Source organism: Photobacterium proteolyticum (genome assembly GCF_001939735.1).
Classification (GTDB): Bacteria; Pseudomonadota; Gammaproteobacteria; order Enterobacterales; family Vibrionaceae; genus Photobacterium; species Photobacterium proteolyticum.
In genome coordinates this window covers 88,789-114,183 of the sequence record NZ_MJIL01000101.1, presented here as the reverse complement: position 1 = coordinate 114,183, position 25,395 = coordinate 88,789, and the positions used below count along the sequence as shown (strand labels likewise).

Genomic DNA, 25,395 nt, shown 5'->3' with positions numbered 1-25,395 from the left:
TCATCGCCCAAAGCTTGTTGTAGGGGACTAATTCAAACAAGTGTTTGTTACCGCCATTACAACATAACTAACAAATAATTAACAACAACTGATTGGACCAGTTATCTGAATTTTGATGTGAATACCACTATGTGTTCACAAACCGCCTGCGGGCTTTCAATGTGACAGTGGTGAGCACCGCCAACCACCACCTGTGAGCCATTCTGCAACCAATATCTTCCGCCCCCCGGCTGACGCAGGGCTTCAAATCCGCTCCGACCAAGAATCGACAGCACCGGACATTGGATCTGCGACGCCAGTGTCTTGGCATGCTCTTTGGCCATGCGATACAAGGAGTCACAGCGCAATTTATGATCATGCCGCCAATACCAGTTCGAGCCGTCCTGATAGGTGCCTCTTGCCACCAAAGGGGCAAGTTGTTCTGCCGACAGGTGGTTGACTACACAGCGTAACTGCAAGGCCTCCTGGAACGACGACATTCCCCTGCCCTTTCCCCATCGCTCGGCCCGGCGACGGTAGCGCTGCCTGCTGGCGATCCCGTCACGCAGGCGTTGTACCGCCTGCTCCGGCGACTCGTGCAGCGGAGCAAGCCCTTCAATCAGCACAGCCCCGGCAACCTTGTCCGGAAAGACAGCCGCATAGCAGCCGGCAACCAACGCCCCCAGCGAATGCCCGACCAGAAAAACCTCCCGGTCTGGCAACAAGGCCATCAGCTGATTAAGATCATCAATATAATCAACAAAATGGTAATAGTTATCCTTGCTCCTAGGCTGAGAATAACCATGGCCCGGCCAATCAATCGCAATCAGATGAAACTTTTCGGCCAGCGTCACAAACAAGGCGTCAAAGCTGGCGGCATTATCCTGCCAACCATGCAAGAACAGTAATATCGGCTTTTGATCACACGGGTAGGTCAGCGGCGATGAAGGTGAAACAACCTCGCCCAGATGCTGAAATGAACACAATCCCGCCAGCGTTATCTCCGCCAGCCGGAAGTGTGTATTGTACATTACACTCGACACAACACTCTCAATCTACTTGGTCACCCGTTGCGTTACCTCGCCCCGGGTAAAGCCCACGCCGTAGCTCATAAACGAGCATCGTGTACCAATACAGTCATGGTAGCGAGCAAAATCGTCAATCCGAATCTCCTGCTTGACCTGCCATAACTGCCGACCGGAAATAACCACGACAGGAAACTGGTAGTCAAACTCGCCCACTGTCCCCTGCTCCTGACCGTTGACTTTGCCGACCACGGTCAGTAATCGACCGGGACGGTATTCCAACGGTTCGATAAACCCTTCGGCATATCCGACAAAGCGCCCCTGCGGTTTTGCATCTATCTTGGGTCTGCCATCGCTGGTCAACGGCAGGCTGACTATCTCGATCCGAGTACGTCGTTTCTCATTGCGGATAGCAGCGATAACGCCACCGAGTCTCACTTCCTGATCCTGAGCAATCGCAGGATTATCGCGTATAAGCATAAAGTCGGTGATGGGGCTCTCTGACTGAGTGCGCAAGCTTTCAGGCACGCTGGCGCAGCCTACCATAAAGACCGTTAACAGCCCAAGAAATAGCACTCTAAACATCAGATACTCCTAGACAAATGCTCATTATCCAGTCAACTTTCCAGATTGTCAGACAGGCTAAACGTAGACGTCGACACCAACCAGAGAGGATAGCTCTTCTTTACGGTTTTGATACATTACACCCATGTAGGAATCTAGGGCCTGGCGATTCTTGCCCTCAGGTTCGTCATACTGAATTTTGGAATGGGCATCTTGGATCAGCTCCGGATCACGGACCGATTTGGCCACCGCTTTTGCGACCACCGTCTGTTCGGCAGCCACTGGTGCCTGTACCGGTTTATTGACCCGGGGCTTGTGCGGGGAGTGTATTGATGTTGGTAAACGTTGAATTGAAACCATAATGCAATACCTATCGGCAGAGTGGATCCTTCAGCTGATTTCAAAGACCGACAGAAGAGCCAAACAGGGCTCATTACGGTACTTAAGATCGGGGTGCTGTGCTTTCGAAGCCCGGCACCCTGATTCTAGTTATTACTCACGGCCAGGCAGCTTCTTCCAGGTGACCGTATCACGTAGGTAAACCGGGCTGGCATGCTCTGCATCAACGGCCTCGCCTCGAGCCAGCGCAAATTTCGCCAAGTGAACCATATCCTGCGAATCCGGATATAAAACAGTTCCTTTTTCCATTTGGACCTTCAGCTGAGCGAGAGGTTCAGCATAACTTTCCCAACCTGTACCAGCTGTTAACCAAGGGCCATTATCAGCGCGGAACTGCTCAAGCAACCCTTCAGGGCGAATAACCAGCTCGTTGTCAACGACTAGCCAGTCGCCATCGGCCTGGCGCTGGTACTGTCCCCAGTAAATCTCACCCATACGGGCATCAATGGCCGCCAATACCTGCTCTGACTGATGCAGGCGATAGGATCCCTGAGCCATGGCAGCCAACGTCGAGACGCCAAGCATCGGCAAGTCCGCGCCAAAGGCCAATCCCTGAGCGATGCCAATACCGATACGGACACCGGTAAAGCTGCCAGGTCCACGACCAAAGGCCAGTGCGTCTAGCTGGTTGAGCTTCAGGCCGCCTTCGGCCAGAACGGTATCCACCATCGGCAGAACCTTCGTCGTATGCTCACGCGGGGCATACTCACAACGTGAAATGACATCGTTGCCTACCATTAGGGCAACAGAACAATTTTCGGTTGCAGTATCGACTGCAAGGATTTTGGTGCTCATTCAAGCCTCTGAATGCTGGTCGTCGCACTGAACAGTACTCGCGTTTCCGTTCACTGCAGACAAAAACTGCCCGACACCATCAACATCCCGCGTACGCGGAATTGGTGGCAAGCTTCTTAAAAATACCGCGCCATACGGACGCGTTACCAAACGATTATCGCAGATGACCAACACGCCTTTATCCTGCTTATCGCGAATAAGACGCCCAACACCCTGTTTCAGGGTGATCACTGCATCGGGTATTTGAACTTGCGAAAAGGGGTCCCCGCCACGCAGGCGACAATCCTCGATTCGCGCTTTCAGCAACGGATCATCCGGTGCTGTAAAGGGCAATTTGTCGATGATAACACAGCTAAGGGCTTGTCCTCTAACATCGACGCCTTCCCAAAATGCCCCTGTCGCTACCAACAAGGCATTGCCACGTTCCAGATATTCCGCCAATAACTTTTGCTTGGTCGTTTCTCCCTGAACCAGTACCGGCAAATCCAGTACCGCCCGAAACCCTTCTGCCAGCTCACGGACCATCTGGTGCGAGGTACACAGGAAGAAGCAGCGGCCCTCGTTGGCCTCAATGACCGGAGCCAGCATCTCCACCAGCCTGTCGGCAATACCAAAGCTATTGGGCTCGGGGAGAAAACGGGGCACGCACAGCAGGGCCTGCTGCTGATAGTCGAAAGGGCTTTCCAGCGCAAACTGCTGCTTGGGCTCTAACCCAAGGCGATGGCTGAAATGGCTAAAATCGTCATCGACCGCCAGGGTGGCTGAGGTAAATATCCAGGCTCCCGGCTGCAACTGCATCTGTTCACGGAATTTTTCCGCCACCGACAGCGGGGTGATATTCAGGCTGAAATGACGCGGCGTACATTCATACCAGTAGGAATAGCCGGTGATCGAGGTATCGGAAAGTCTGGCCAACTTTGCTTTTAGCAAGGTCGCCCGTTCGAAAGCCGCATCGAGCAGTTGGCTGCGCCCAAGAGCCAGCTTAAGCACCTCATGGGTAAGATCAAGCGCGTCATTTAACCGGGTCAGCTCACGCTGAATCGCCGGGCTGGTTACCGCTTCGCGCCAGTTGCCTCGAAAACCGGGTTCGCCCAGCACAATACGTAAATCCGAAGCTGATTGGGCAAGCCTATCGGCCGTTTTCTGCAGCTGACGCATATCTTTTGCTTCGGTGCGATAGCCTATTTCGACATCTTTTGCCAGTTCCTGCACCTGGCGGCTGGTCAGGCTCTGGCCAAAATACTGACTGGCAATATCCGGCATCTGGTGAGCCTCATCGAAGATAAAGACTTCTGCTTCAGGAATTAATTCACCAAACCCTGTTTCCTTGATGGCCAGATCCGCCAGGAACAGGTGGTGATTCACGACAACGACATCCGCTTCCATTGCCTTGCGGCGCGCTTTGACAACAAAGCAATCCTCATAGGACGGGCATTCCCGGCCGATGCAGTTGTCGTTGTTTGAAGTGATCATCGGGATCACCGGACTGTCTTCGGCAATCGTTTCGCACTCGCCAAGATCGCCGGTGTGGGTGGTCGAAGACCAGCTGCGGACCTTCACCAGTTGGCTCAACAAGGTAGGATCGACATGCGTACCATGACTTTCGGTGATCTGGCGACTCAAGCGGTCGAGGCACAAGTAGTTGGCCCGTCCCTTCAGCAGGGAGACCAACCCGGTAAAGCCCAGGGCATCGGCCATCAAAGGCAGATCCCGGTGAAAAAGCTGCTCCTGCAGGTTCTTCGAGCCGGTACTGATAATGGTTTTTTTACCGCGAACCAACGCCGGAACTAAATAGGCAAAGGTCTTGCCGGTCCCCGTCCCCGCCTCTACCACCAGCTGGGTCTGTTCACAAATTGCATCATCGACAGCCTGGGCCATATCAATCTGCGGCTGGCGAGCCTGGAAACCCGGTATGGCTTTGTCGAGTGCGCCACCTGAGGCGAAAAACTTGGCAATCATTCCAACGAGCTTATTGGTTATATATACAGTAGGAAAATAACATTATGCCAAGTTTGCCAGCCTGCGACTACGGTTATTTATACTCAGGGTGACAACGTATTAGACGAGCAGCTCTCTGGTTGCAATATCAGCAACCAGAGATACTAATTAGGGCGCTGTAACAATATCGCCTTTGGTCGAGCCGACAATTTCCATCAGCTCTTGCTGTTCTTTTTCCGGCACGCCATGTTTGTCCAGTACCCCTTTCAGCAAGACCTCCCTCCATCTGCAGCCAGTCTTTCTCCGAAATGTTCAAGTGGCCATGGGCATCTTTCATGGACCGCCCCTGGTATTTACACGAACCGCCGGTAGCATTGCAAACCATCGCCGTGACCTGGTATTTCAGGTAGGGCGCCGGAACCACTTTTCGTGCTGCATCAATTGCCGGGTTGGCATTAAGGGTATCATCGACCACTATCACATCAATAAAATCACTGACGACAACCGAAATAGGCTGCAGCCCCCCCAGCCGGGTATACAGCGACTTGGTGTCCTGGGAATGACTGTCAGCATAGGCAAAGCCGATACCAAGAAACGGTAGGACGAGCAAAAGGGTTTTCAAAAAATATGTCAGCCGTTGTGACCACATAGCTTACTCCTAGATAATGCAACTCATTAGTGTACAAATGGCAACTATCATTGAAACTAATTCGAAATTTTGTTTTGACCCTGAAATAAATACGCGGTAAATAAAAGAGAACGGAAATATAAATATAGTAGTTCAAGGAAGCACATGGAAACCAAAACCCTTCTCACCGATTGCCCAGATGCAATGGGTTTAATATCGAAAATCACCAACATCTGTTACAAACACCAGCTAAACATTATCCACAATAATGAATTTGTTGATCACTCCCATACCCGGTTCTTTATGCGTACGGAGTTGGAGGGGGTATTTAACGACGAAACCTTCCTGTTCGATCTCGATCGTGCGCTGCCTGAAGGCAGCTACCGCCGTCTGGTTAGCTCGGCCCGCAAACGCATTGTCATTATGGTCACGAAGGAAGCGCACTGTCTGGGTGACATTCTTGTCAAAGCCTTCGACGGGACCCTGGATGTTGAGATTGCAGCCGTTGTCGGCAACTACGATACGCTGGCCGGACTAACAGAGAAATTTGATATCCCGTTCCACCATGTCTGCCATGAAGGGCTGAGCCGCGAAGCTCACGAGGAAAAAATGCTTGAGGCAGTCAAGCAGTACAGTCCCGACTATGTCGTACTGGCCAAGTATATGCGGATCCTGACGCCAAACTTTGTCGCCCAGTTCCCGCACCAAATCATCAATATCCACCACAGCTTCCTGCCGGCCTTTATCGGTGCCAAGCCGTACCTGCAGGCATTCGATCGCGGGGTAAAAATCATCGGGGCGACTGCCCACTTTGTAACCAATGATTTAGATGAAGGCCCGATCATTACTCAGAATGTCATCAATGTGGATCATAACTTCAGCGCTGGCGATATGGCCCGATCAGGGCGTGATGTCGAAAAGTCGGTTCTGAGCAAGGCACTTGGCCTGGTGCTTGACGACAAGGTCTTTGTACACGGAAACCGCACCGTCATTCTCTAACAACAAATACCTTTTACGTTGCGGGCTGCTAACTGGCCCGCTACACAATGCTCATTCTGAACTAGCCTTGTTCACTTGCAATCACATCTTTGAGCGAACAAGGATGTAGCTTGATACACACACCCTGCTTCTTAAAGGCATACGTTGGATTCGGCAGGCGTTCTTTTTCACCCGACGGCATGCTGGCCTTTACCTTAATATTTTTCTCAGCCAGTTTATCCCACGGCAACAGCGGAAACGCCTCATCCAGTTTGACTTTAAGCTCATCGGTATTGTTCGCCTTGGCCGCAATAACAAACTCAATATGCTCCCAGCCTTGCTGCGGGTAGCTCTTGTCGCCCGGATACGGCAGTTCCAGTGCCTCTACACGCCAGCTCCCTACCTCAAGCGGCTGGTGAAAACCGATTACAATAATCGGCCGACCGTTGATTTCATTATTCGACCACTCCTCGCCGTATTCCAGCCAGGCCTGATGCAGCGCCTTGGCCACTTCAAGGTCATTTACCCGTAATGCAATATGATCAGCCCGGTAACCAGACAACGATATATTCATCTCTTGCGCCAGAGACTCGATACGCGCACCAAAAGCAGGCAGCCCTGCCAGCATTTGTTCGGGGTGAAGACCGGCATCAATTAGCTTCTGCATGTTTTTTCTCCAGTTAATACTACATCGGGAAACGAACGCATAATTATCCACAGTTTTAGGTTTATAGAAACCCCGTCCAAGGCGACGACAGGCCTTGTTGCTGCTTGATTTGTGCATAATTTTCACGTTCTAGCCAAAACGAAAAAAAAATCGCAAACAATGCCTTTTTCGGGTTGCCAAAACACCTAACTTTGTGGGTATTATTAAGGCAATGCAATGTACGTATTCAAGATATCACCTCTGATCCAAGAGAGTGTCCCGTCAAAAATACTCATGTGATCCCCACCAGCATTCATTATGCTGCAATTGATGTGGCCTGCTTACGTGATTATTTTTGACGGTTTTGCTTCTGGCAGCTCTTGAATACCGTGACGTTTTTGCCTCGCCAGTACAACGAAACTGCTGGCGAACTAAATGATTTAAAGGATAAGCGTGTGAACATTCAAGCACTAATTAACGATAAAGTATCTCAGGCATTAGAAGCCGCAGGCGCACCAGCAGGTAGCCCAGCAGCGGTTCGCCAGTCTGCAAAGGCACAGTTTGGTGACTACCAGGCTAACGGTGTCATGGGCGTTGCCAAAAAGCTTGGCACTAACCCTCGCGAGTTCGCACAGAAAGTTATCGACGTACTGGATCTTGACGGTATCGCAGAGAAAGTAGAAATCGCAGGCCCTGGCTTCATCAACATTTTCCTAAGCAAAACCTGGCTGGCCGAGCGTGCGGAAGAAGCTTTGGCTGACGAACGTCTTGGCGTAGCCAAGGAAGAGCAGAAAACCATTGTTGTTGACTACTCAGCACCGAACGTTGCCAAAGAAATGCACGTGGGCCACCTGCGCTCGACTATCATTGGTGATGCTGTTGTTCGTACCCTTGAGCACCTGGGTCACAAAGTCGTGCGTGCCAACCACATCGGTGACTGGGGTACTCAGTTCGGTATGCTGATTGCCAACCTGGAGCGTGTTCAGCAAGAGTCTGGCGAAGTGTCGATGGAGCTGTCCGACCTTGAAGCCTTCTACCGCGAATCCAAAAAACTTTACGACGAAGACGAAGAGTTCGCAAAACGCGCACGTAACTACGTTGTTAAGCTACAGGGCGGCGACGAGTACTGCGCTGAAATGTGGAAGAAGCTGGTTGACGTTACTATGGTCCAAAACCAGCATAACTACGATCGCCTGAATGTATCCCTGACCCGTGATAACGTCATGGGCGAATCCATGTACAACGACATGCTACCAGGCATTGTTGCTGACCTGAAAGAAAAAGGTCTGGCGGTTGAAGACGACGGCGCGCAAGTTGTCTTCCTGGATGAATACAAGAACAAAGACGGCGAGCCAATGGGTGTTATCATCCAGAAGCGCGATGGCGGCTTCCTATACACCACCACAGATATCGCCTGTGCCAAATACCGTTACGAGCAGCTGGGCGCTGATCGTGTGCTTTACTTCATCGATTCACGTCAGCATCAGCACCTGATGCAGGCCTGGACGATTGTTCGTAAGGCTGGCTATGTGCCTGAAGACGTTACCCTGGAGCACCACGCCTTCGGTATGATGCTAGGTAAAGACGGTCGTCCGTTCAAGACTCGTGCTGGTGGTACCGTTCGTCTTGCCGATCTTCTTGACGAAGCAGAAGAGCGCGCAGCGAAGCTAATCGAAGCGAAGAACCCTGATCTGGATGTAGCGGAGAAAGAGAACATTGCCAAGACGGTAGCGATGGCCGCGGTTAAATACGCAGATCTTTCCAAGCACCGTACCACTGACTACATTTTCGACTGGGACAACATGCTGGCCTTTGAAGGAAACACGGCACCATACATGCAGTATGCATACACACGTGTTGCTTCTATCTTCAAGCGTGCCGATGTTGAGCTCGCTGATCTGACTCACCCTGTTGTGATCAACGAAGAAAAAGAGCAGGCACTTCTGTCTACCCTGCTTCAGTTCGAAGAAGCCGTTCAGACCGTTGCTCGCGAAGGTCACCCTCACGTAATGTGTAGCTACCTGTTCGAGCTGGCCGGCAAGTTCTCTAGCTTCTATGAAGCCTGCCCTATCCTCAATGCTGAGGAAGCGGTGAAGCAAAGCCGTCTGAAACTGGCACTATTGACAGCTAACACTATCAAGCAAGGTCTTGATCTGCTAGGTATTGATACACTAGAACGTATGTAATTTTTGCTATTTCATTCAAAGAAATAACCTGTTACATACTAAAAATCCAAAGCCTTCTAGGGTATCCTTAGAAGGCTTTTTTTATGCTACCAGCATTCAATCAGTTTGCTTTTGTATTTGCGACAAAAATGGAATTCAAAGTATGAGCAAAGACAGCTTTGTGGAATCGACGGAAACGTTGAAAAAAACGGTTCCCCTGATGATCAAACACAAAGTACCAACCACCCCGACCAACTATGCGCTCTGGTATACCTATGCTACTCAGCAACAGCCAACACTCAACCACGCAGTTGATCAGGGAATCGAGGCATTAGGGCATTGCACGCCGACGCTGTGTGACAGCCTGTATCAGGAACACCTGGCCAGCCAGACCGATAAGGACGTGGCTCAGCTCAAGCAAAGCCTGACGGCAATGATGCAGGAACTAACCAGTACAATGTCAGATACGCTGTCTAATGCCGAGACATTCCAGGGGGCGTTGAGCCATACCTTCAGCAAACTGGAGTCGGCCGAAAGAGAGGGACTGTCGCTGGAAGACACGATGACACTTGTTCGCGAGCTCATTCGGGAATCCCGTCAGATCCAGCTAACGACCGGCACATTTAAAGGTCAGCTAAGCAATGCCCAGCAAGAGATTGCCGCGCTACGGGAAGCCTTGAGCGAAAGCCAAAAAGAAGCAAACCAGGATGCCCTGACCGGCCTTAACAATCGAAGGGCTTTTGAACGAGATATCCACAGTTATTCCGATAACCAAATCCCTTACAGCCTTATCATGATGGATATCGACAAGTTCAAAGACTTCAACGATAACTTCGGCCACCTGCTCGGTGATCAGGTACTCAAAATCGTGGCTCGCCGGCTGCTTGAGTGCAGCCGTGACTATGCACAGTCCTATCGTTTTGGTGGTGAGGAGTTTGTTATCATCTTGCCGCACAAAACATTATCCTCGACAAGGCAGCAGGCTGAGACTATACGCCGTGCCATCGAGAAAATATCGGTGCTGGATAAAAAATCAGGTAAGCGGATCAACTCTGTTACCGCCTCGTTTGGTATTGCCACCAAGCAGGAAGACGAAACCACGGCCGATGTGATTGCCCGCGCCGACAGCCACCTCAATCAAGCCAAGCAACTGGGAAGAAACCGGGTACTTCCCATCAACTGATTGTTGTTCACCCTGGCAGCAGATTGAAACAAAAACACCACCCTACCCCTGGACTCTTCAGGTACGGTGGTGGTTTTATTGAATGGCCGCTTTTACTGCCCGAAGCGCTGGCCCCCGCCATGGAGCCAGTCAAGCTCTTCCTGGGTAGACAGTCGCCCGTGAACCGCATTGCGATGCGGAAATCGACCGAAGCGTTTAACCACATCGTGATGACTCACGGCATATTGGTAAAACCCTTCGAAAACAACGGCATGTGCCGGCGAGACAGACTGGCGCAAACGGTCAAAACGAAACACACACTCTTCTTGATCTTCAACCGTTTCCGAATGCTCTAGCGGCAGATAAAAAAAGACGCGTTCAATAGGGCTAAGCTGCTCATCGAAATTGTTGGCCAGCCCCCGCTTGCAAATTGCCAGCGCCAAGGAGTCATAACGAAACGCCGCGCTCAGGCCACGGTAGATATTGCGGGTAAATTGGTCCAGCAAGATAATCATGGCCAATGCCCCTTTCGGCTCCTCCGCCCAGTGACTCAACTCACCGAGCCCGGCCCGGCTCACCAGAGGCTGAAAACGTTTGGCAATAAGCTGATCCGTTTCCTCTCCCCCCTGAAACCAGAGCGAATTTCGATCGGTAGCCGGAACTTCCTCACCAAGCTCGCCAAACCAAAAATCCAGAACTTCCTGATATTCCGCGACCATACTTTACCCCCCAACGATTATCGCAAGCTCAATGTGTTCGCCACCGCCCAACTACCACCGATTTCATCAATCTGTGGTTATCAATACTGGTCTTTATTTCAATTGGTATTACCATGACATGAGTAGTTAGAAGACTGTTTATCCTTCTGTGGTATTACCAGCATACAAGCAGCCTTCACCGATAACGATGAACAATGTTCCAGCATGTGAGCCGCACAATACATTTAAGGAATACAACAATGCATTTTTCACTCCATCCGAGACTGGCAGCAGATACTACGGTTCTTGGCGACTTGCCGTTATGCCGGGTGTTACTGTCAAAAGAAGCACTGGGCCCCTGGCTGATATTGGTTCCACGTAGAAACGAGATCACCGAAATTCACCACCTGCCCGAACTGGATCAGCTTCAGCTGATACGCGAATCAAGTGCGGTTGCCAGCCTGCTGGAAACCGACTACAAAGCAGATAAAATTAACATCGGTGCCTTGGGCAACCTGGTTCCCCAGCTGCACGTTCACCATATTGCAAGATTTCAGTCGGACATAGCCTGGCCGGGACCGATATGGGGAAATACCGACGGAACACAGCGAGAAGAAGGGATACAGCAAGCACTGGCAGAAGAGCTACGGGACGAGCTAGCCAATATCGACGGGTTCAAGGCTATTTAACCGAACATATTTGTCTGAGGGCAAATAAAACAAAGGCAGCCTAAAGGCTGCCTCTTCATTTTCATCAGCGCAAAACAGTCACCGACAGCTCATCGGCCTTCTGGCTCCGATACCAGACGTCTTCGGCACTCTGACAACAAATGTCTTTGCCACAGCCTATCAGCTCTTTGCTGATTGCTCCTTTGCGTACCCAGACATCCAGCATGGTATCGACCCCGTCCTCGCTCATACCGAAGTGATTGGCCAGATCCTTTCTGCTGGAGCGGCCATGCTGCTCAATATACTGTTTCAGTCGCTGAAGGATCACAGTGCCAACACCTCTTCCGGCTGTTTCTGACCCTGACGCTTGAACAAGATATATAAGCCAATATTAATCAAGGCAAAGAACCCAATCCACAGCATACTGGTAGCAGGATGCTCAGCAAAGTGGGCCACCTGATACACGACCGTAGCGAAGGTGTAGGCTAGCAGCATCGTCCAACCAGCAATAAAGGCCGAGAACTTCTGGCCGAACTCACGTACATAGGCGCCCATCGCTGCAGCACAAGGCGTGTAAAGCAAGATAAAGACCAGATAAGCCATTGCCGCCGCCGAACTCACAAAGTGGTGCTGAATATTACCAAAGACTGACGTTTCCACACCCTGATCTTCGGCAACAGTATCAAGATCGTTCAACTCACCGACTTCGATACCCAGAGGATCAGAATAACTTAGATCAGCAAGGTTAGCCGGAATCGTCTCAACCGCTTCTTGCAGGCTTGCCAGCAGATCATACTCGCCACCCTCTTCGCCTTCTGACGGCGCATAAAGGCTATTTAGCGTACCGACAACGGCTTCTTTGGCAAAAATACCCGTAATGATACCGACAGTCGCTGGCCAGTTATCTTCCTTCACACCAATTGGCGCCAACACCGGTGTCACCACCTGAGCCGCCTTGGACAGTACCGAGTTTTCTGTATCTTCGTTGCCAAACGAGCCATCTGCCCCCAGCGAGTTAAAGAAGCTCAGGCAAGCTACCACGACCACAATTGTCTTACCGGCACCCAGAACAAACTTCTTTAGTTTCTGCCAAGTTTTGATGCCTACGTTACGCATAGTCGGCAATTCGTAGTCCGGCATTTCCATAATAAAACTATCACTTGTTCCCGGGTACAGCGTGCTACGCAGGATCATGCCAGTCATAACAGCGGCGAGAATACCTAGTAGGTAAAGAGCAAACACGACATTCTGACCGCTTTCAGGGAAGAATGCCGCTGCAAATAACGCGTATACCGGCAGACGTGCACCACATGACATAAACGGTGCCATTGCGGCGGCAAGCTTGCGTTCACGCTCCTGTTCCAAGGTACGAGTTGCCATGATAGAAGGAACGTTACAACCAAAACCCAGCACCAACGGAACAAATGCCTTGCCCGGCAGGCCTACTTTCTGCATCACTTTGTCGAGTACGAAAGCGGCTCGCGCCATATAACCCGAGCTTTCCAGTACCGCAAGGAACAGGTACAGACAGGCAATAACAGGAATAAAAGTGGCTACTGTCTGGATACCGCCACCGATACCATCGGCAATGATCGTTACCAACCAAACCGGCAGATGATCATCGAGCAGGTAATGACCGCCATCAACCAGCAGAGCCCCTGCACTGATATCGAAAAAGTCAATGAACGAGCTACCGATGTTGATAGAGAACATAAACATCAGGTACATGACAATAAAGAAAAATGGGATACCAAAAGCGCGGTGCAACAGAACCCGGTCAATCTTGTCACTCAGGCTACGGCTTAACTTGCCTTCCTGACGACGTACCTTCTGGCATAACTGGTGAAGATAGGTATAACGGACATCGGCAACCTGAATATCCGGGTCAACATCAACCATCAGCTTGTTACGGATGTTACACGCCTTGTTTTTCTCGTTTTCAGATAATCCGTTAATTACCAAAGTGTCATTTTCAAGCACGCGGATCGCCTGGGCACGCACGTTCAGTGTTTCACTGCCAAACATTGACTCAAGCTCGCCAATCGCAGTCTCGAACTGATCACCGTAGTTCAGGCTGAGATCGTTAACAGCGATCCCCTGCGCCAGCATCTTGTGAAGCTGGGTCTTGAACTCCTGTACCTGCTTAAGATTGTTTGCAGACAGGGACAGTACCGGACAACCCAGATTTTTTTCCAGAGCCTTGATATCCAGTACCTGACGCTGACGTTGTAGTACATCCATCTTATTAAGTACAACAATCATCGTGCGACCTAGCTCTCGCAACTGCAAGGTCATGTACAGACTGCGTTCCAGGCAAGAAGCGTCAACCACATTGATGATCACATCTGCCGGCATGGTCAAAATAGCGCGAGAGGCAATGGCCTCATCTAAACTGTTGGCATCATTGGCACTGTCCAGGTTGTAGATCCCCGGCAGGTCCGTCAGGGCAAAGTCGTCACCGGCACACTGGTAGTTGCCGGTTTTCTTCTCGACCGTCACACCCGCCCAGTTACCCACTTGCTGCTTGGCGCCTGTCAGACCGTTAAATAATGTTGTTTTCCCGCTATTAGGGTTACCAACAGTCAGAATATTGTATTGCATCAGCGTACCTCCACTTCGATATTGGCCGCAATCTGCTTACGCAACGCAATATCGACACCACGGACACGCACCTGTAGGGGATCACCCAACGGCGCCAAACGAACAACAGTCACCTGAGTATCAGGCAACATCCCCATAACCATTAGCTTCTTGCGCGTTGCGGAAGGAAGCTCAGACAAGCTGGTTACGATTCCGTTTGCACCGCACGACAACTCGGACAGTTTCATTTCTCACACCTTAATAAGAATTATTTTTATTCCTATACGCGATATTACACAATTTGAAACATCTTGCGTATTGTCTTAAATCAAAAAACCATGGTGTTTGTATGTCTATTAAGGCTGTCAATACCGACCTATCGCATTCCCAAATATCATGAAAATGACGAATTTGACGTTGTTAACACCCGCTCGCAGTTTTTAACGCTGCAGCTGCTTCCCCCCGCATTTGTCATCTTGGCGCACTATTAATGCACCGTGTCGCATATCTTATGGCTACCTATTATCAACAACGGTATAGTGCGCCACCAACAGGCAACGAGGCCTGCTCCTATTCCTAAGGCAATATGGCGCCCGTCATATTGCCGGCAGCAAGCGAAGGTGCCATTGGTACCCGTGATATGGTCGGGCTGACCATATCACGTTCTTTTTTTAGTATTGGAATCTTTACGTCAGAGGTAGCGTCATCGGCTATCAGTGCTGATGCTGGGCTGCATATTGGGAAGGTGTGATACCAAAGTTACCTTTAAAGCGTGCGCTGAAATATGACGGATCATTGAAGCCGCAGGAAAGCGCCACATCCGAGACACGTTCTCCATGCTTAAGCTTCCGCTTGGCCTGCTCAAAACGGAACTGACTAACATAGTCTTTAAACGACATACCGAACTCCTGCTTAAATTTCCGCTGTAAGCTACGCTCCGACATATACAGGGCATTGGCAGCCATGGCGGTACCGAAGTTCGCCTGATCAAATTGCTCCTCAACCAAGCTCATCACACTCTGCCGCCAGGAGGTTTCAACAACCTCAGCAGGTAGCCCTGCCTGGCTGGAGATCAGTGCCTGAAAAGGCGGACACTCACCGCTTAGCAAAAACTGGATATGATTAAGGACATCACCTGGCTCAAAAGGCTTAGTTAGCACTGAGTCAACGCCAGCTGCTATATGCTCCTGAGGACTATTGTCAACCATGAGCACGAACGCAGGCAGGCACTCTCTCGGATCTTCCTGCAACCTTTCTCGTACTTGGAGCCCGCCAAGCCCGGGTAAGTCCAAATCACACAGAATCATGTCGGGCTGATTTTCTTTCGCTAAAAAAACCGCCTCATAACCGTCGCTTGCGACCAACAGGGGGTATTCCTCAAGCAAAGCAGTCAGGCACGCTACAACCTCCTCGTCCGTCGATGCTATCAACAGCTTTGGCAAGTCGTCCTGTGGCGCAGCAGATACCTCCCTATTCTCTTCGACAGCCAAGGGCTTCGTACAACCTTCACGGTACAAAGGCAGGGTTATCACAAACTCACTGCCGACTCCCGGGTAGCTAACAACGGAAACCTCTCCTTCATAGAGTTCGACAAGCTGCTTGACAGTACTCAGTCCCAGGCCAAAGCCGGCCTCCGGATTAAAGTCGGTATCCTCTTTGAAGTAGCTATCAAAAATGTTGTCCCTGACTTCTTCTGACATTCCTTTGCCGGTATCACTGACCGACATCACCAGCCTGTGATCGATACTCTTCACCACCACATTGATACAACCGAGCCGGGGGGTGTATTTCAGGGCATTGGATAATAGATTACCGAGCATAATTTCAAGATGATACGGAGCCACCTTCACACTCACCCCGTCAGTCTCATCCTCAAGGCAGAGCGCAATCCCCCTCTGTTCGGCCTCTAGCTGCCAACTCAGGCAACAGGCCTGGATGATCGGGCTAATCCATTGTTCACATCGCTTTTCAGGCTCAATGAAAGCTTGCGCATCTCGGGTAAGTAGCTGCTCGACCAAATGCAGCGAGCGCTCTATGTTGTTAGCAACCAGATGAAGCTGTTCATTCTCTTCGCCATGGCTGGTAGCCTGCATCTTCCGAATGGGTCCAAGGATCAATGACAAAGGTGATCGCAGCTCACTGTATAGCTGGGCCATGAAATTTTGCCGCATATGCAATATACGCTGCAGATGTTTGTTGCTGGCGTAAAGCTGCTTTTTATGCAGCTCTATTCTGGCCGTACTGCGAAAGACCGCCTGCTTGAGCGCTAGATTCTGACGGTGATAAGCGCGTGCTCGCCAGCCAATAAAGAGAAACAGCAACAGGGCCAATAACGCAACCAACAACGAGGTTGACCAGTAAGATAGGTACCAGGGGCCAGATACTTGGAAAGCATAACGAATTTCGGGTTGATCCTGCGGGTTTTCACCATCAAAGCGCAATTCCAGCAGGTAATCACCGGGGTTCAGGTTATCAAAAAACAATGAGGAATGACTAAAGCTTACCCAAGGCACTTCCCGTTCCCCTATCAAGCGATATTGCAGCTTGGTAAATCCGGAAAACGGCAGCACGCCAATATCAAAGCTTACCGAAGAACCATACGGCACGGTAAGCAAGGTTTCAGAGCCACCGGCCAAACGTGCCAGCTGATTATCGACCCGGATATTGCCAACAATAATAGAAAACTGCTGCTTTTCCGAAGCAAGTAACTTCTTCGGATCAATTTCAAGCAGCCCTTTCTTTCCCCCGAGCAGTAATTTTCCTGATTGCAAGATCTCACACGCTTGTGAATACGATTCTTTTTCAACCCCGCCGACCAAGGGCGGAAGGTGCAACCTCAGCTGTGCGGATAGCGAGTAGTACGACAGCCCTTGGCTCGTTGTCACCCAACTCCCGCCATTGTCACCATCGATACAATATGGCTTTGCATAGGCTCCGTTGAGAACAATCGGCTCCAGTGGCAACTTGTCCTGCTTCGGTGAATATTGAAGACTATGATTATTTACCACCCATAGCTGGCCCAGTATATCTTCATAGATGTCGATCACGCCGCCCAGGCTAGCCGTTTGCTTAACCATGCTAAGCAGCCCGGTATCAAACTGGTATAAAGCGTAATCCGTACCGACCCAAATATTGTGATGGCTGTCTTCGAACAATACAGTGACGGCCTCGCTGCCGTAAGGAGCCTGAAACCAATGACTACCAAACGAATTAAGCTCTGACGTTTTTGGCCAGTAACGGTAAAGGTGCGACTCCATACCTATCCAGACCGAATTGTAGTGATCGACCATCACGCTGGTTATCGACTGACCTTCAAACCAGCTCGGAAAATATAGCGCCAACCACTCATTATCAACTAACGAATAAGCTTTCAGTCCCGTTCTGGTTGCAAGCCAGAAAGTCCCCTTTTTATATGCAAAAGAGTCAACGCCTCCAGATAAAGGTAGCTGGCGCACAATCCCCAAACTATCATCAAGCTCTGTCAGCCCTTTGTCGGTCGCAAGCCAGATGCTGCCATCTTCAATCTGCTGAAGTTGATTAATTCGACCGACCTTTATTGCATTATTACCCCCAGAGCCATAAGGAAACCTTTTCAAGGCCGACGTTGAGGCCGGTAAATAATTAATACCGCTCTCGGTGGCAATCCACAGTCCGTACTTCTCATCACCAAGCAGTGCCATCACGCGGTTGTTATTGATCGTATATTCATCATCAGCGTCGGCACGATAATGGCTCACGGCCGATGACGACTTATCAATCAGCTTAAGTCCCTGCGCAGTCCCCACCCAGATACCGGATTTTGTTTCGGCAATCGCTGAAACCGAAAGCTGATGTCTTGATGAATCTTGAGAAGAAAGAACGGGGCGCACCTGACGGGATAAAAACAAGCCGGAATGAGTTCCGAACCATAACTGCTCTGTGCTGTCTTCAAAAACCGCTGTAACTCTGTGCCTCGGATACAAACGCGGAGTTAAGAACTGGCGGTCTCTAAACTCATAGATGCCCAGCTCCCCAGCAACAAATAATGAATTGCCCGCGCTATAGAGACCAGTAACCGTGAGTGACTCTGGAACCGAAACAAACTCCGGCTGCCGATGCTCATCCGTAATGACATATAAACCTTTACTGCTGGCAAACCAGATACCTGCCTGATGGCTGATAACATATCTAAGCGGCGCCGATTGCCACTTCAACCGCTTTAGCTCGGCAGTTGTAGGGAGGAAGCGATAGGCATAGCCGTCTTTTACCAGCCACAGCGTCTGTCCTTGCATAACAGCGTCTGTGACACCGGTGATCGGTTCGCCGGTTTGGTCGACCGCCCTGTCTAACCGCTCACCGTCATAGAAAATCAGCGCCCCCTGAGCATCAACGAGCCACAGCCCACCGTTGGTATTGGCAATGACCTTTTGGGCTGCCACAAAGCTTCCGCGTTCCTGATGAGGAAGCGGATAAAAGGCATGACTGTTTTCTGCTGTAGCAAAACTACAGTGCAACAGTACTGACAGACAGAAGGAAAATATGAAAAAGGCTTTATTCATAACAACCAGGAACTATTGGTACAGCGTATCCCTGCAATAACTCACAACAGCGTAACGAAACATTATGAAGTAAGTTGACTTGTTGTATAAGGATGATTTTATAAAATGAGTGGTGAGACATAAAAAAAGCGCACTTTTGTGCGCTTTTTCATCAGCCCGGCATTACCGCCAGTAACTTCTGTCTTTCGTCGCTGGCAAGCTGAACAAAACGACCTCGCAGTTTTGACGAGATAGGCTCGGCCTGCGGCAAGGGAACCTTCATCGCATTTACCGCACGATTTTTCTTGATCAACTCGTAATGAAGGTGAGGTCCGGTTGATCGCCCGGTATTACCACTCAGCGCAATACGCTGGCCCATCGTCACTTTGTCTCCAACCTTCACCAGCAGTCTGTGTAAATGGAGATAGCGGGTCATATATTCCCGACCATGCTTAATAACCACGTAGTTGCCAGCCAACGGGTGCTTTCTTGCTTTGACGACCACACCGTCACCGGCAGCAAGCACAGGCGTGCCTATCGGTGTGGCAAAATCCGTTCCGTTGTGCGGAGATATTCGCCCGGTAACCGGATGCTTACGCCTTGGGTTAAACGACGAGCTGATTCGGTAACGCTTGGCTAACGGTATCCGGCGCAACGCACGGTTCAGGCTCTTGCCCTCGGCATCATAGAACAGGCCGTCTTCATGGCGCATCACGAACACTTCGCGAGAACCACTCAAATAATAAAGCGACTTCACATCGCCCCGTGTTACCGCTTTTCCATCAATAAACTCACGCTCGACAGAAACAGCAAACCGGTCGCCTTTACGCGCCTCCCGGCCGAAATCAAAACGCCACTGCAGTGCCTGAACCACGGTTTGAATTTGATTGGGCGTCAGGCCAGCGGCGCGTGCCGACTGATAAAAGCTGCCAGAAATCCGCCCGGTTAACATTACCGGCTTGATTTCGCCGTTTTCTTCCAGCTTTTTGAACTCATAGCCCGGCCCGGCAAGCGTATATAAATCAGTCAATTTTGCACTGCGCTTGATGCTGAACTCTGTGACCCGGCCCTCGTCATCGACAGACCACTCAATCATCTGACCCACGCGGAGGTTCTGGATCGACTTGTTCACCTTGATCAAACGGTACATATCAGCGAGGGGCAACGCGTACTGTGAGAATATCGCGCCTAATGTCTCGCCAGAAGCCACCTTATGGTTATGAGCGATATCAACCACTTCTTCGAGTTGTTGCTCCAGCTCATCTTTCGGAGCCAAAAACTCCGGATCTTCGGGATCAAGAACAGCACCCATCGGCTCGCTGTTCTGCTCAGACAGGACATCTAACTCTTCAAGCGGGATCTCAACGTCAATACGTTGATCAGACTGATAGGTTACAGTTTGCTTAAGCGGCGATGAAGGCTGCCATACCAAGGCAGCCACGACGATCAATGAGGTTGAGGCTAAAGCAATTCGATGCTGGCGGGGTAATTGTTTAATTGTTAAGGCCGCAACCTTGAATATTTTCATTATTATTTAAGACACTTGGTAAAACTCTGCCCCAATTCTTGCAAAAATCGGACATAACCTCCCTTTTCCTCTGCAATCTCCGTTGCCATTGGGTCAAGGGTTCCAATATTGACTTCTGTGCCACTAACGACACTCTTTACTACAGCCGGTGAAAATTGCGGCTCACTGAATACACACTGTGCCTGTTTGTTTTGTAATGAGCGACGGATAGAAACTAATGTTTTCGCACCCGGACGACGATCGGGGTCAACAGTAAAGTGCCCGAGATTATTCAGTCCGAACTGTGCTTCGAAATAGCCGTAGCCATCGTGAAAAACATAATAGCCCCGGCTGGCTAGTGGTTTCAGCTCAGTGTTCAATTCGTCAATGGCCAGTTCCACTTCAGACACGAACCGAGAAAGGTTATCTTCATATTTATTTTTATGCAATGGATCAAACTTGATAAGCGCCTCAGAAATCACCTTCGCCGCCTGAATCGCTTGCTTTGGCCCCAGCCACAGGTGCGGATCAACCCCGTCATGGCTATGGCTGTGATCACCGTGGTCAATTTCAGCACCCTCTTCATAAGAGCGAAGATCGATTGTATGTTGTTCCGTCAGTGCCAAGCTGTTACCTTTCGCATCCAGCACTTTTGACAGGAACATCTCCAGCTCTGGTCCAACCCAAACGACCAAGTCGGCGTCTCTTAGCTTCTTTACATCTGACGGACGCAATGCGTAATCGTGCGGGGATGCACCTGGTGGTAATATGGCCTCACTGGTTGCCGCGCCGTCAGTTAGCTCCTGTACGATCAAATTTAGGGGTTTAACGGTTGTCACCACCTTAAACTCACTGGCTGAAAGGGCTGATGAGAAGAGCAGAGCAACAGAGCTGATGCAAAGTAACAAACGGCGCATAATGGTTTCCGAAATAATAATTGATTACAAGTAGAGTTGAAATGTTATATTATAACATCTCACTTTGGCAAATACCTTGAAGCACTTTTTATGACTACTCTAGTTGAATTACAGACCGTTACCGTGACTTTTTCGGAACGGCACGTGCTTGATCAAGTCTCGATAAAACTTGAACGAGGCCAGATCACCACCCTGATCGGTCCCAACGGTGCAGGCAAATCGACCCTGGTGAAAGTCATCACCGGCCTACGCAAGCCCACTGCAGGGAAGGTCATTCGTCAGAAAGGACTCCGGATAGGCTATGTGCCGCAAAAATTACAGCTAAATGCATCACTACCACTCAGTGTTGACCGCTTTATGCGACTCGCAGGGCGATATACGAATAACGACCGGATCGATGCCCTTAAACTGGTTGGCGGTGCGCATTTGCACCACAGTAATATGCACTCGCTCTCAGGCGGGGAAATGCAGCGTGTTCTGCTGGCCCGGGCACTGCTCCAGCGCCCTGATTTACTGGTACTTGATGAGCCAGTACAAGGCGTAGATGTTAATGGCCAGCTAGAACTATACAGTTTGATCCAGTCACTGCGTGATAAGCTCAATTGTGCTATTTTGATGGTCTCGCACGACTTGCACCTAGTCATGGCAAAAACAGACAATGTGATCTGCCTGCATCATCATATCTGCTGCTCAGGCGCGCCGGAAGCTATTACCAATCACCCGTCGTATGTAGCCCTGTTTGGGGCACAGCAAAGCGAGCAGCTGGCACTTTATCACCACCACCACAATCATGAACATGATCTTGCCGGTAGCCCGGTAGGGCCTTGTCAGCACCATCACCACGAGCAACAAGAGAAACACAATGCTTGATTTTATCCTGCCGGCACTGATTGCAGGCATCGGTATTGCCGCCCTGGCCGGGCCACTGGGCTCCTTTGTCGTCTGGCGAAAAATGGCTTATTTCGGCGATACCCTATCTCATGCGTCTTTATTGGGTGTTGCCCTAGGCTTTCTGTTCAATATCAACCTCAATCTGGCACTGGTTATCTGCTGTCTGGCACTTGCCGTGATCCTCGTAGGCCTGCAGAAACAAAAGTATGTCGCAACTGACACCCTGCTGGGTATCCTTGCCCACAGCGCCTTGTCGCTAGGCTTGGTTGCCGTCAGTTTTCTCGATCATGTCCGTATCGATTTAATGGCCTACCTATTTGGTGATCTACTGGCAGTCACCACTACCGATCTGTTATGGATCTATGGTGGCGGCGCTGTTGTGATGGCTTTGTTAGCTTTCCTTTGGCGTCCTCTGCTGTCGATGACGATCAACGAAGAGCTTGCCCAGGTTGAGGGCGTCAATGTCGATTTTATGCGTCTGTTGCTGATGCTGATGGTCGGTATGGTCATTGCCATTGCCATGAAATTTGTCGGTGCGCTGATAATCACCTCGCTGCTGATTATCCCTGCCGCAACGGCACGGAAATTTTCTCACAGTCCAGAGTTTATGGCTGGCTTAGCATCAGCTATCGGCTGCGTTGCCGTAATGATCGGCCTTGCCATGTCATGGCACTACGACACCCCTGCCGGCCCTTCCGTTGTAGTTGCCGCCGCTGCAATGTTTATTCTCAGCCAGTTTAAAAGAACGGACGCTTAAGCAGGTATATTAGCCTTGTCATTATCAAGCCAGCAGACAGTCTTTGCTGGCTTTTTAGTATCATTAGGGTTAATTAACGAAACAAGCTTCGGTGCTTGTCGTTACAGGTGCGTTTGATTTGAAGTGTAATTTCAGCTTTCTTGGCATCAGGCATGTACTCCAACAGGCACTGGTAATAACCTTGATCCTGTTCGGAGAGCATAAAGTTATCGATATATAGGCGATGGCAAGCGTAGGTCATCAAGTTGGCAGCCAACGTATCTTCCGTTCTGGATACATGCGCCAGTATGCAATCTTCATAGCCAGCTTTGTCTTCTTTCGCACCGACGTGCAAACTCAAAACAATGATGATAATACCGCTCAGCCACTTCATTTCTGCCTACCCTTTTCGCTTATTTCCAAGCTTGTACAAACTGAGGGTAATACCAAACAAAAAAACCCGCCAGGTGGCGGGTTTTCATCATCTTTGCAGCAAATATTACCAACCAGTAACTTCGCGCAGTGCCTTACCGATATCAGCCAGGCTCTTGACGGTTTTAACACCGGCAGATTCAAGCGCCTGGAATTTATCATCAGCGGTACCTTTACCACCAGAGATGATCGCACCGGCATGGCCCATACGCTTACCCGGAGGCGCTGTAACACCTGCAATGTACGAAACTACAGGCTTGGTGACATGCTCTTTGATGTAAGCTGCCGCTTCCTCTTCAGCCGTACCACCGATTTCACCAATCATCACGATGGCTTCAGTCGCTGGATCTTTCTCGAACATCTCCAGGACGTCGATAAAGTTTGCGCCAGGAATTGGGTCGCCACCGATACCAACACAAGTTGACTGGCCGAAACCTTCATCCGTAGTCTGCTTAACCGCTTCATAAGTCAGCGTACCTGAACGCGACACGATACCAACCTTACCGGCTTTATGAATGTGGCCCGGCATGATACCGATCTTACATTCATCCGGCGTGATAACACCCGGACAGTTAGGGCCAATCATACGCACGCCAGCTTCGTCCAGGCGTACTTTGACATCCAGCATATCAAGCGTAGGGATACCTTCGGTGATCGTAACGATCAGCTCGATTCCCGCATCAATTGCTTCAAGGATGGCATCTTTACAGAATGGTGCCGGTACATAGATTACGGTTGCTGTTGCGCCAGTCGCTTCAACAGCTTCACGCACAGTGTTAAAGACAGGCAGACCAAGGTGGGTTGTACCGCCTTTACCTGGCGAAACACCACCGACCATTTGCGTTCCGTATTCAATCGCCTGCTCAGAGTGGAAAGTTCCCTGACCGCCAGTGAATCCCTGACAAATGACTTTGGTATCTTTATTAATTAGAACTGACATTATTTACCCTCCGCTGCAGCAACTACTTTTTCCGCTGCTTCAGTTAGGGAAGTCGCAGCAATAATATTCAGGCCACTCTTAGCCAGTGTCTCTGCACCCAGTACAGCGTTGTTACCTTCAAGACGGACAACAACCGGTACCTCGACACCCACTTCTTCAACAGCGCCGATAATACCTTCAGCAATCAGGTCACAGCGGACAATACCGCCGAAGATGTTAACCAGTACAGCTTTTACGTTGCTGTCAGAGAGGATGATCTTGAATGCTTCAGTCACACGCTCTTTGGTTGCGCCGCCGCCGACATCAAGGAAGTTTGCTGGCTGGCCACCGTGAAGGTTAACGATATCCATCGTACCCATCGCCAGACCTGCACCGTTAACCATACAGCCGATGCTGCCATCTAGCGCTACGTAGTTCAGTTCCCACTGCGCCGCGTGTGCTTCTCGCTCGTCTTCCTGCGAAGGATCGTGCATTTCACGTAGCTTAGGCTGACGGTACATCGCGTTGGAGTCGATATTGATTTTGCCGTCAAGACACAGCAGATTGTCATCACCAGTGATAACCAACGGGTTGATCTCAAGCAATGCCAAATCGTAATCGGCAAACATGTTGCCAAGGCCCAGGAAGATCTTGGTGAACTGCTTGATTTGGTCGCCTTTAAGACCCAGTTTGAATGCGAGTTCACGGCCTTGGTATGGCTGAGGGCCGACCAAAGGATCAATTGCGGCTTTATGGATAAGCTCCGGTGTCTCTTCCGCAACTTTCTCGATCTCAACACCACCTTCAGTCGATGCCATGAACACAATGCGACGAGTACCACGGTCAACAACCGCGCCTAAGTACAGTTCATTGGCAATATTCGAGGCTTCTTCAACAAGAATTTTCGTTACCGGCTGGCCATTGGCATCTGTCTGGTAAGTCACCAGGTTTTTACCCAACCATTTCTGAGCAAACTCTTTAATACCTTCTTTGGTATCGTGCAGCTCAACACCGCCCGCTTTACCGCGGCCACCAGCGTGGACCTGGCACTTAACTACCCACTTGTCACCACTGATTTTACCAGCAGCTTCAGCAGCTTCTTGTGGAGTATCACAAGCATAGCCTTCTGGAACTGGCAGACCGTACTCAGCAAACAGCTGTTTTGCCTGATATTCATGCAGATTCATGATGTTCTATCCGTTTTATATCCCTTGGGGACTTGTTATTCCATCTGAAATACTCTTGGGTATT

At 50.2% G+C, this 25,395-nt stretch carries 23 protein-coding genes; 6 read left to right on the top strand and 17 right to left on the bottom strand.

The window, feature by feature from the left end; all coding sequences use genetic code 11:
* Nucleotides 1-101 precede the first annotated feature (101 nt).
* From BIT28_RS28315 to BIT28_RS28290, 6 genes are all read right to left on the bottom strand, one after another.
* Nucleotides 102-1,010, bottom strand: coding sequence for an alpha/beta fold hydrolase (locus BIT28_RS28315; protein ID WP_075768323.1), 909 nt, complete (start codon nt 1,008-1,010; stop codon nt 102-104).
* A 24-nt stretch (nt 1,011-1,034) separates the two neighbouring features.
* On the bottom strand, nt 1,035-1,589 hold the full coding sequence (locus BIT28_RS28310) for a Slp family lipoprotein (protein WP_075768322.1): 555 nt from the start codon (nt 1,587-1,589) through the stop codon (nt 1,035-1,037).
* A 57-nt stretch (nt 1,590-1,646) separates the two neighbouring features.
* Nucleotides 1,647-1,928, bottom strand: a complete 282-nt coding sequence (locus BIT28_RS28305) for a hypothetical protein (protein ID WP_075768321.1) — start codon at nt 1,926-1,928, stop codon at nt 1,647-1,649.
* Between the two features lie 132 nt (nt 1,929-2,060).
* Nucleotides 2,061-2,762 carry a tRNA (adenosine(37)-N6)-threonylcarbamoyltransferase complex dimerization subunit type 1 TsaB gene (gene tsaB, locus BIT28_RS28300; RefSeq protein ID WP_075768320.1) on the bottom strand — a complete coding sequence of 234 codons (702 nt, stop codon included), beginning with the start codon at nt 2,760-2,762 and terminating at the stop codon, nt 2,061-2,063.
* Nucleotides 2,763-4,721 carry a DNA repair helicase YoaA gene (gene yoaA, locus BIT28_RS28295; RefSeq protein WP_075768319.1) on the bottom strand — a complete coding sequence of 653 codons (1,959 nt, stop codon included), beginning with the start codon at nt 4,719-4,721 and terminating at the stop codon, nt 2,763-2,765.
* Between the two features lie 127 nt (nt 4,722-4,848).
* Nucleotides 4,849-5,349, bottom strand: coding sequence for a group I truncated hemoglobin (locus BIT28_RS28290; protein ID WP_245823935.1), 501 nt, complete (start codon nt 5,347-5,349; stop codon nt 4,849-4,851).
* A gap of 144 nt (nt 5,350-5,493) precedes the next feature.
* Here BIT28_RS28290 and purU point away from each other — a divergent pair, with 144 nt between their 5' ends.
* Nucleotides 5,494-6,327, top strand: coding sequence for a formyltetrahydrofolate deformylase (gene purU, locus BIT28_RS28285; protein WP_075768318.1), 834 nt, complete (start codon nt 5,494-5,496; stop codon nt 6,325-6,327).
* A 61-nt stretch (nt 6,328-6,388) separates the two neighbouring features.
* On the opposite strand, the gene BIT28_RS28280 is transcribed toward purU, so the two are convergent.
* Nucleotides 6,389-6,973, bottom strand: coding sequence for a VOC family protein (locus BIT28_RS28280; protein WP_075768317.1), 585 nt, complete (start codon nt 6,971-6,973; stop codon nt 6,389-6,391).
* Between the two features lie 434 nt (nt 6,974-7,407).
* Between BIT28_RS28280 and argS the strand changes: the two genes are divergently transcribed.
* Both argS and BIT28_RS28270 read left to right on the top strand, forming a co-directional pair.
* Nucleotides 7,408-9,138 carry an arginine--tRNA ligase gene (gene argS / locus BIT28_RS28275; protein ID WP_075768316.1) on the top strand — a complete coding sequence of 577 codons (1,731 nt, stop codon included), beginning with the start codon at nt 7,408-7,410 and terminating at the stop codon, nt 9,136-9,138.
* Between the two features lie 142 nt (nt 9,139-9,280).
* Nucleotides 9,281-10,300: a GGDEF domain-containing protein gene (locus tag BIT28_RS28270; RefSeq protein WP_075768315.1), complete on the top strand. Its 1,020-nt coding sequence runs from the start codon at nt 9,281-9,283 to the stop codon at nt 10,298-10,300.
* Between the two features lie 92 nt (nt 10,301-10,392).
* On the opposite strand, the gene BIT28_RS28265 is transcribed toward BIT28_RS28270, so the two are convergent.
* Nucleotides 10,393-10,998: a DUF924 family protein gene (locus BIT28_RS28265; protein WP_075768314.1), complete on the bottom strand. Its 606-nt coding sequence runs from the start codon at nt 10,996-10,998 to the stop codon at nt 10,393-10,395.
* Between the two features lie 239 nt (nt 10,999-11,237).
* On the opposite strand from BIT28_RS28265, the gene BIT28_RS28260 reads away from it, so the two are divergent.
* On the top strand, nt 11,238-11,666 hold the full coding sequence (locus tag BIT28_RS28260) for an HIT domain-containing protein (RefSeq protein ID WP_075768313.1): 429 nt from the start codon (nt 11,238-11,240) through the stop codon (nt 11,664-11,666).
* 64 nt (nt 11,667-11,730) lie between these two features.
* On the opposite strand, the gene BIT28_RS28255 is transcribed toward BIT28_RS28260, so the two are convergent.
* The 6 genes from BIT28_RS28255 to znuA all read right to left on the bottom strand — a co-directional run bounded on the left by BIT28_RS28255 (nt 11,731) and on the right by znuA (nt 21,166).
* Entirely contained in the window at nt 11,731-11,973 is a 243-nt protein-coding gene (locus BIT28_RS28255; protein WP_075768312.1) for a FeoC-like transcriptional regulator, read from the bottom strand.
* A complete protein-coding gene (gene feoB / locus BIT28_RS28250; protein WP_075768311.1) occupies nt 11,970-14,246 on the bottom strand; it encodes a Fe(2+) transporter permease subunit FeoB in 2,277 nt (758 codons plus the stop codon). Before feoB ends, BIT28_RS28255 begins: the two co-directional genes overlap by 4 nt.
* Nucleotides 14,246-14,473 carry a FeoA family protein gene (locus BIT28_RS28245; protein ID WP_075768310.1) on the bottom strand — a complete coding sequence of 76 codons (228 nt, stop codon included), beginning with the start codon at nt 14,471-14,473 and terminating at the stop codon, nt 14,246-14,248. The genes feoB and BIT28_RS28245 overlap by 1 nt, the downstream gene beginning before the upstream one ends.
* Before the next feature lie 465 nt (nt 14,474-14,938).
* Nucleotides 14,939-18,763, bottom strand: a complete 3,825-nt coding sequence (locus BIT28_RS28240; protein WP_075768309.1) for a helix-turn-helix domain-containing protein — start codon at nt 18,761-18,763, stop codon at nt 14,939-14,941.
* A 151-nt stretch (nt 18,764-18,914) separates the two neighbouring features.
* A complete protein-coding gene (gene mepM / locus BIT28_RS28235; protein ID WP_075768308.1) occupies nt 18,915-20,270 on the bottom strand; it encodes a murein DD-endopeptidase MepM in 1,356 nt (451 codons plus the stop codon).
* A 2-nt stretch (nt 20,271-20,272) separates the two neighbouring features.
* Nucleotides 20,273-21,166: a zinc ABC transporter substrate-binding protein ZnuA gene (gene znuA / locus BIT28_RS28230; protein ID WP_075768307.1), complete on the bottom strand. Its 894-nt coding sequence runs from the start codon at nt 21,164-21,166 to the stop codon at nt 20,273-20,275.
* 90 nt (nt 21,167-21,256) lie between these two features.
* Here znuA and znuC point away from each other — a divergent pair, with 90 nt between their 5' ends.
* Together znuC and znuB are read left to right on the top strand one after the other, a co-directional pair.
* Complete coding sequence (gene znuC, locus BIT28_RS28225; RefSeq protein ID WP_075768306.1) at nt 21,257-22,036, top strand: zinc ABC transporter ATP-binding protein ZnuC; 780 nt, start codon at nt 21,257-21,259, stop codon at nt 22,034-22,036.
* On the top strand, nt 22,029-22,814 hold the full coding sequence (znuB, locus tag BIT28_RS28220; protein WP_075768305.1) for a zinc ABC transporter permease subunit ZnuB: 786 nt from the start codon (nt 22,029-22,031) through the stop codon (nt 22,812-22,814). The genes znuC and znuB overlap by 8 nt, the downstream gene beginning before the upstream one ends.
* Before the next feature lie 73 nt (nt 22,815-22,887).
* On the opposite strand, the gene BIT28_RS28215 is transcribed toward znuB, so the two are convergent.
* From BIT28_RS28215 to sucC, 3 genes are all read right to left on the bottom strand, one after another.
* The gene (locus tag BIT28_RS28215) at nt 22,888-23,187 is read right to left on the bottom strand and encodes a VF_A0006 family four-cysteine protein (protein WP_075768304.1); all 300 of its coding nucleotides are present in this window, start codon (nt 23,185-23,187) and stop codon (nt 22,888-22,890) included.
* Between the two features lie 105 nt (nt 23,188-23,292).
* The gene (gene sucD / locus BIT28_RS28210; protein WP_075768303.1) at nt 23,293-24,165 is read right to left on the bottom strand and encodes a succinate--CoA ligase subunit alpha; all 873 of its coding nucleotides are present in this window, start codon (nt 24,163-24,165) and stop codon (nt 23,293-23,295) included.
* A complete protein-coding gene (gene sucC, locus BIT28_RS28205; protein ID WP_075768302.1) occupies nt 24,165-25,331 on the bottom strand; it encodes an ADP-forming succinate--CoA ligase subunit beta in 1,167 nt (388 codons plus the stop codon). The genes sucD and sucC overlap by 1 nt, the downstream gene beginning before the upstream one ends.
* Nucleotides 25,332-25,395: the final 64 nt, after the last annotated feature.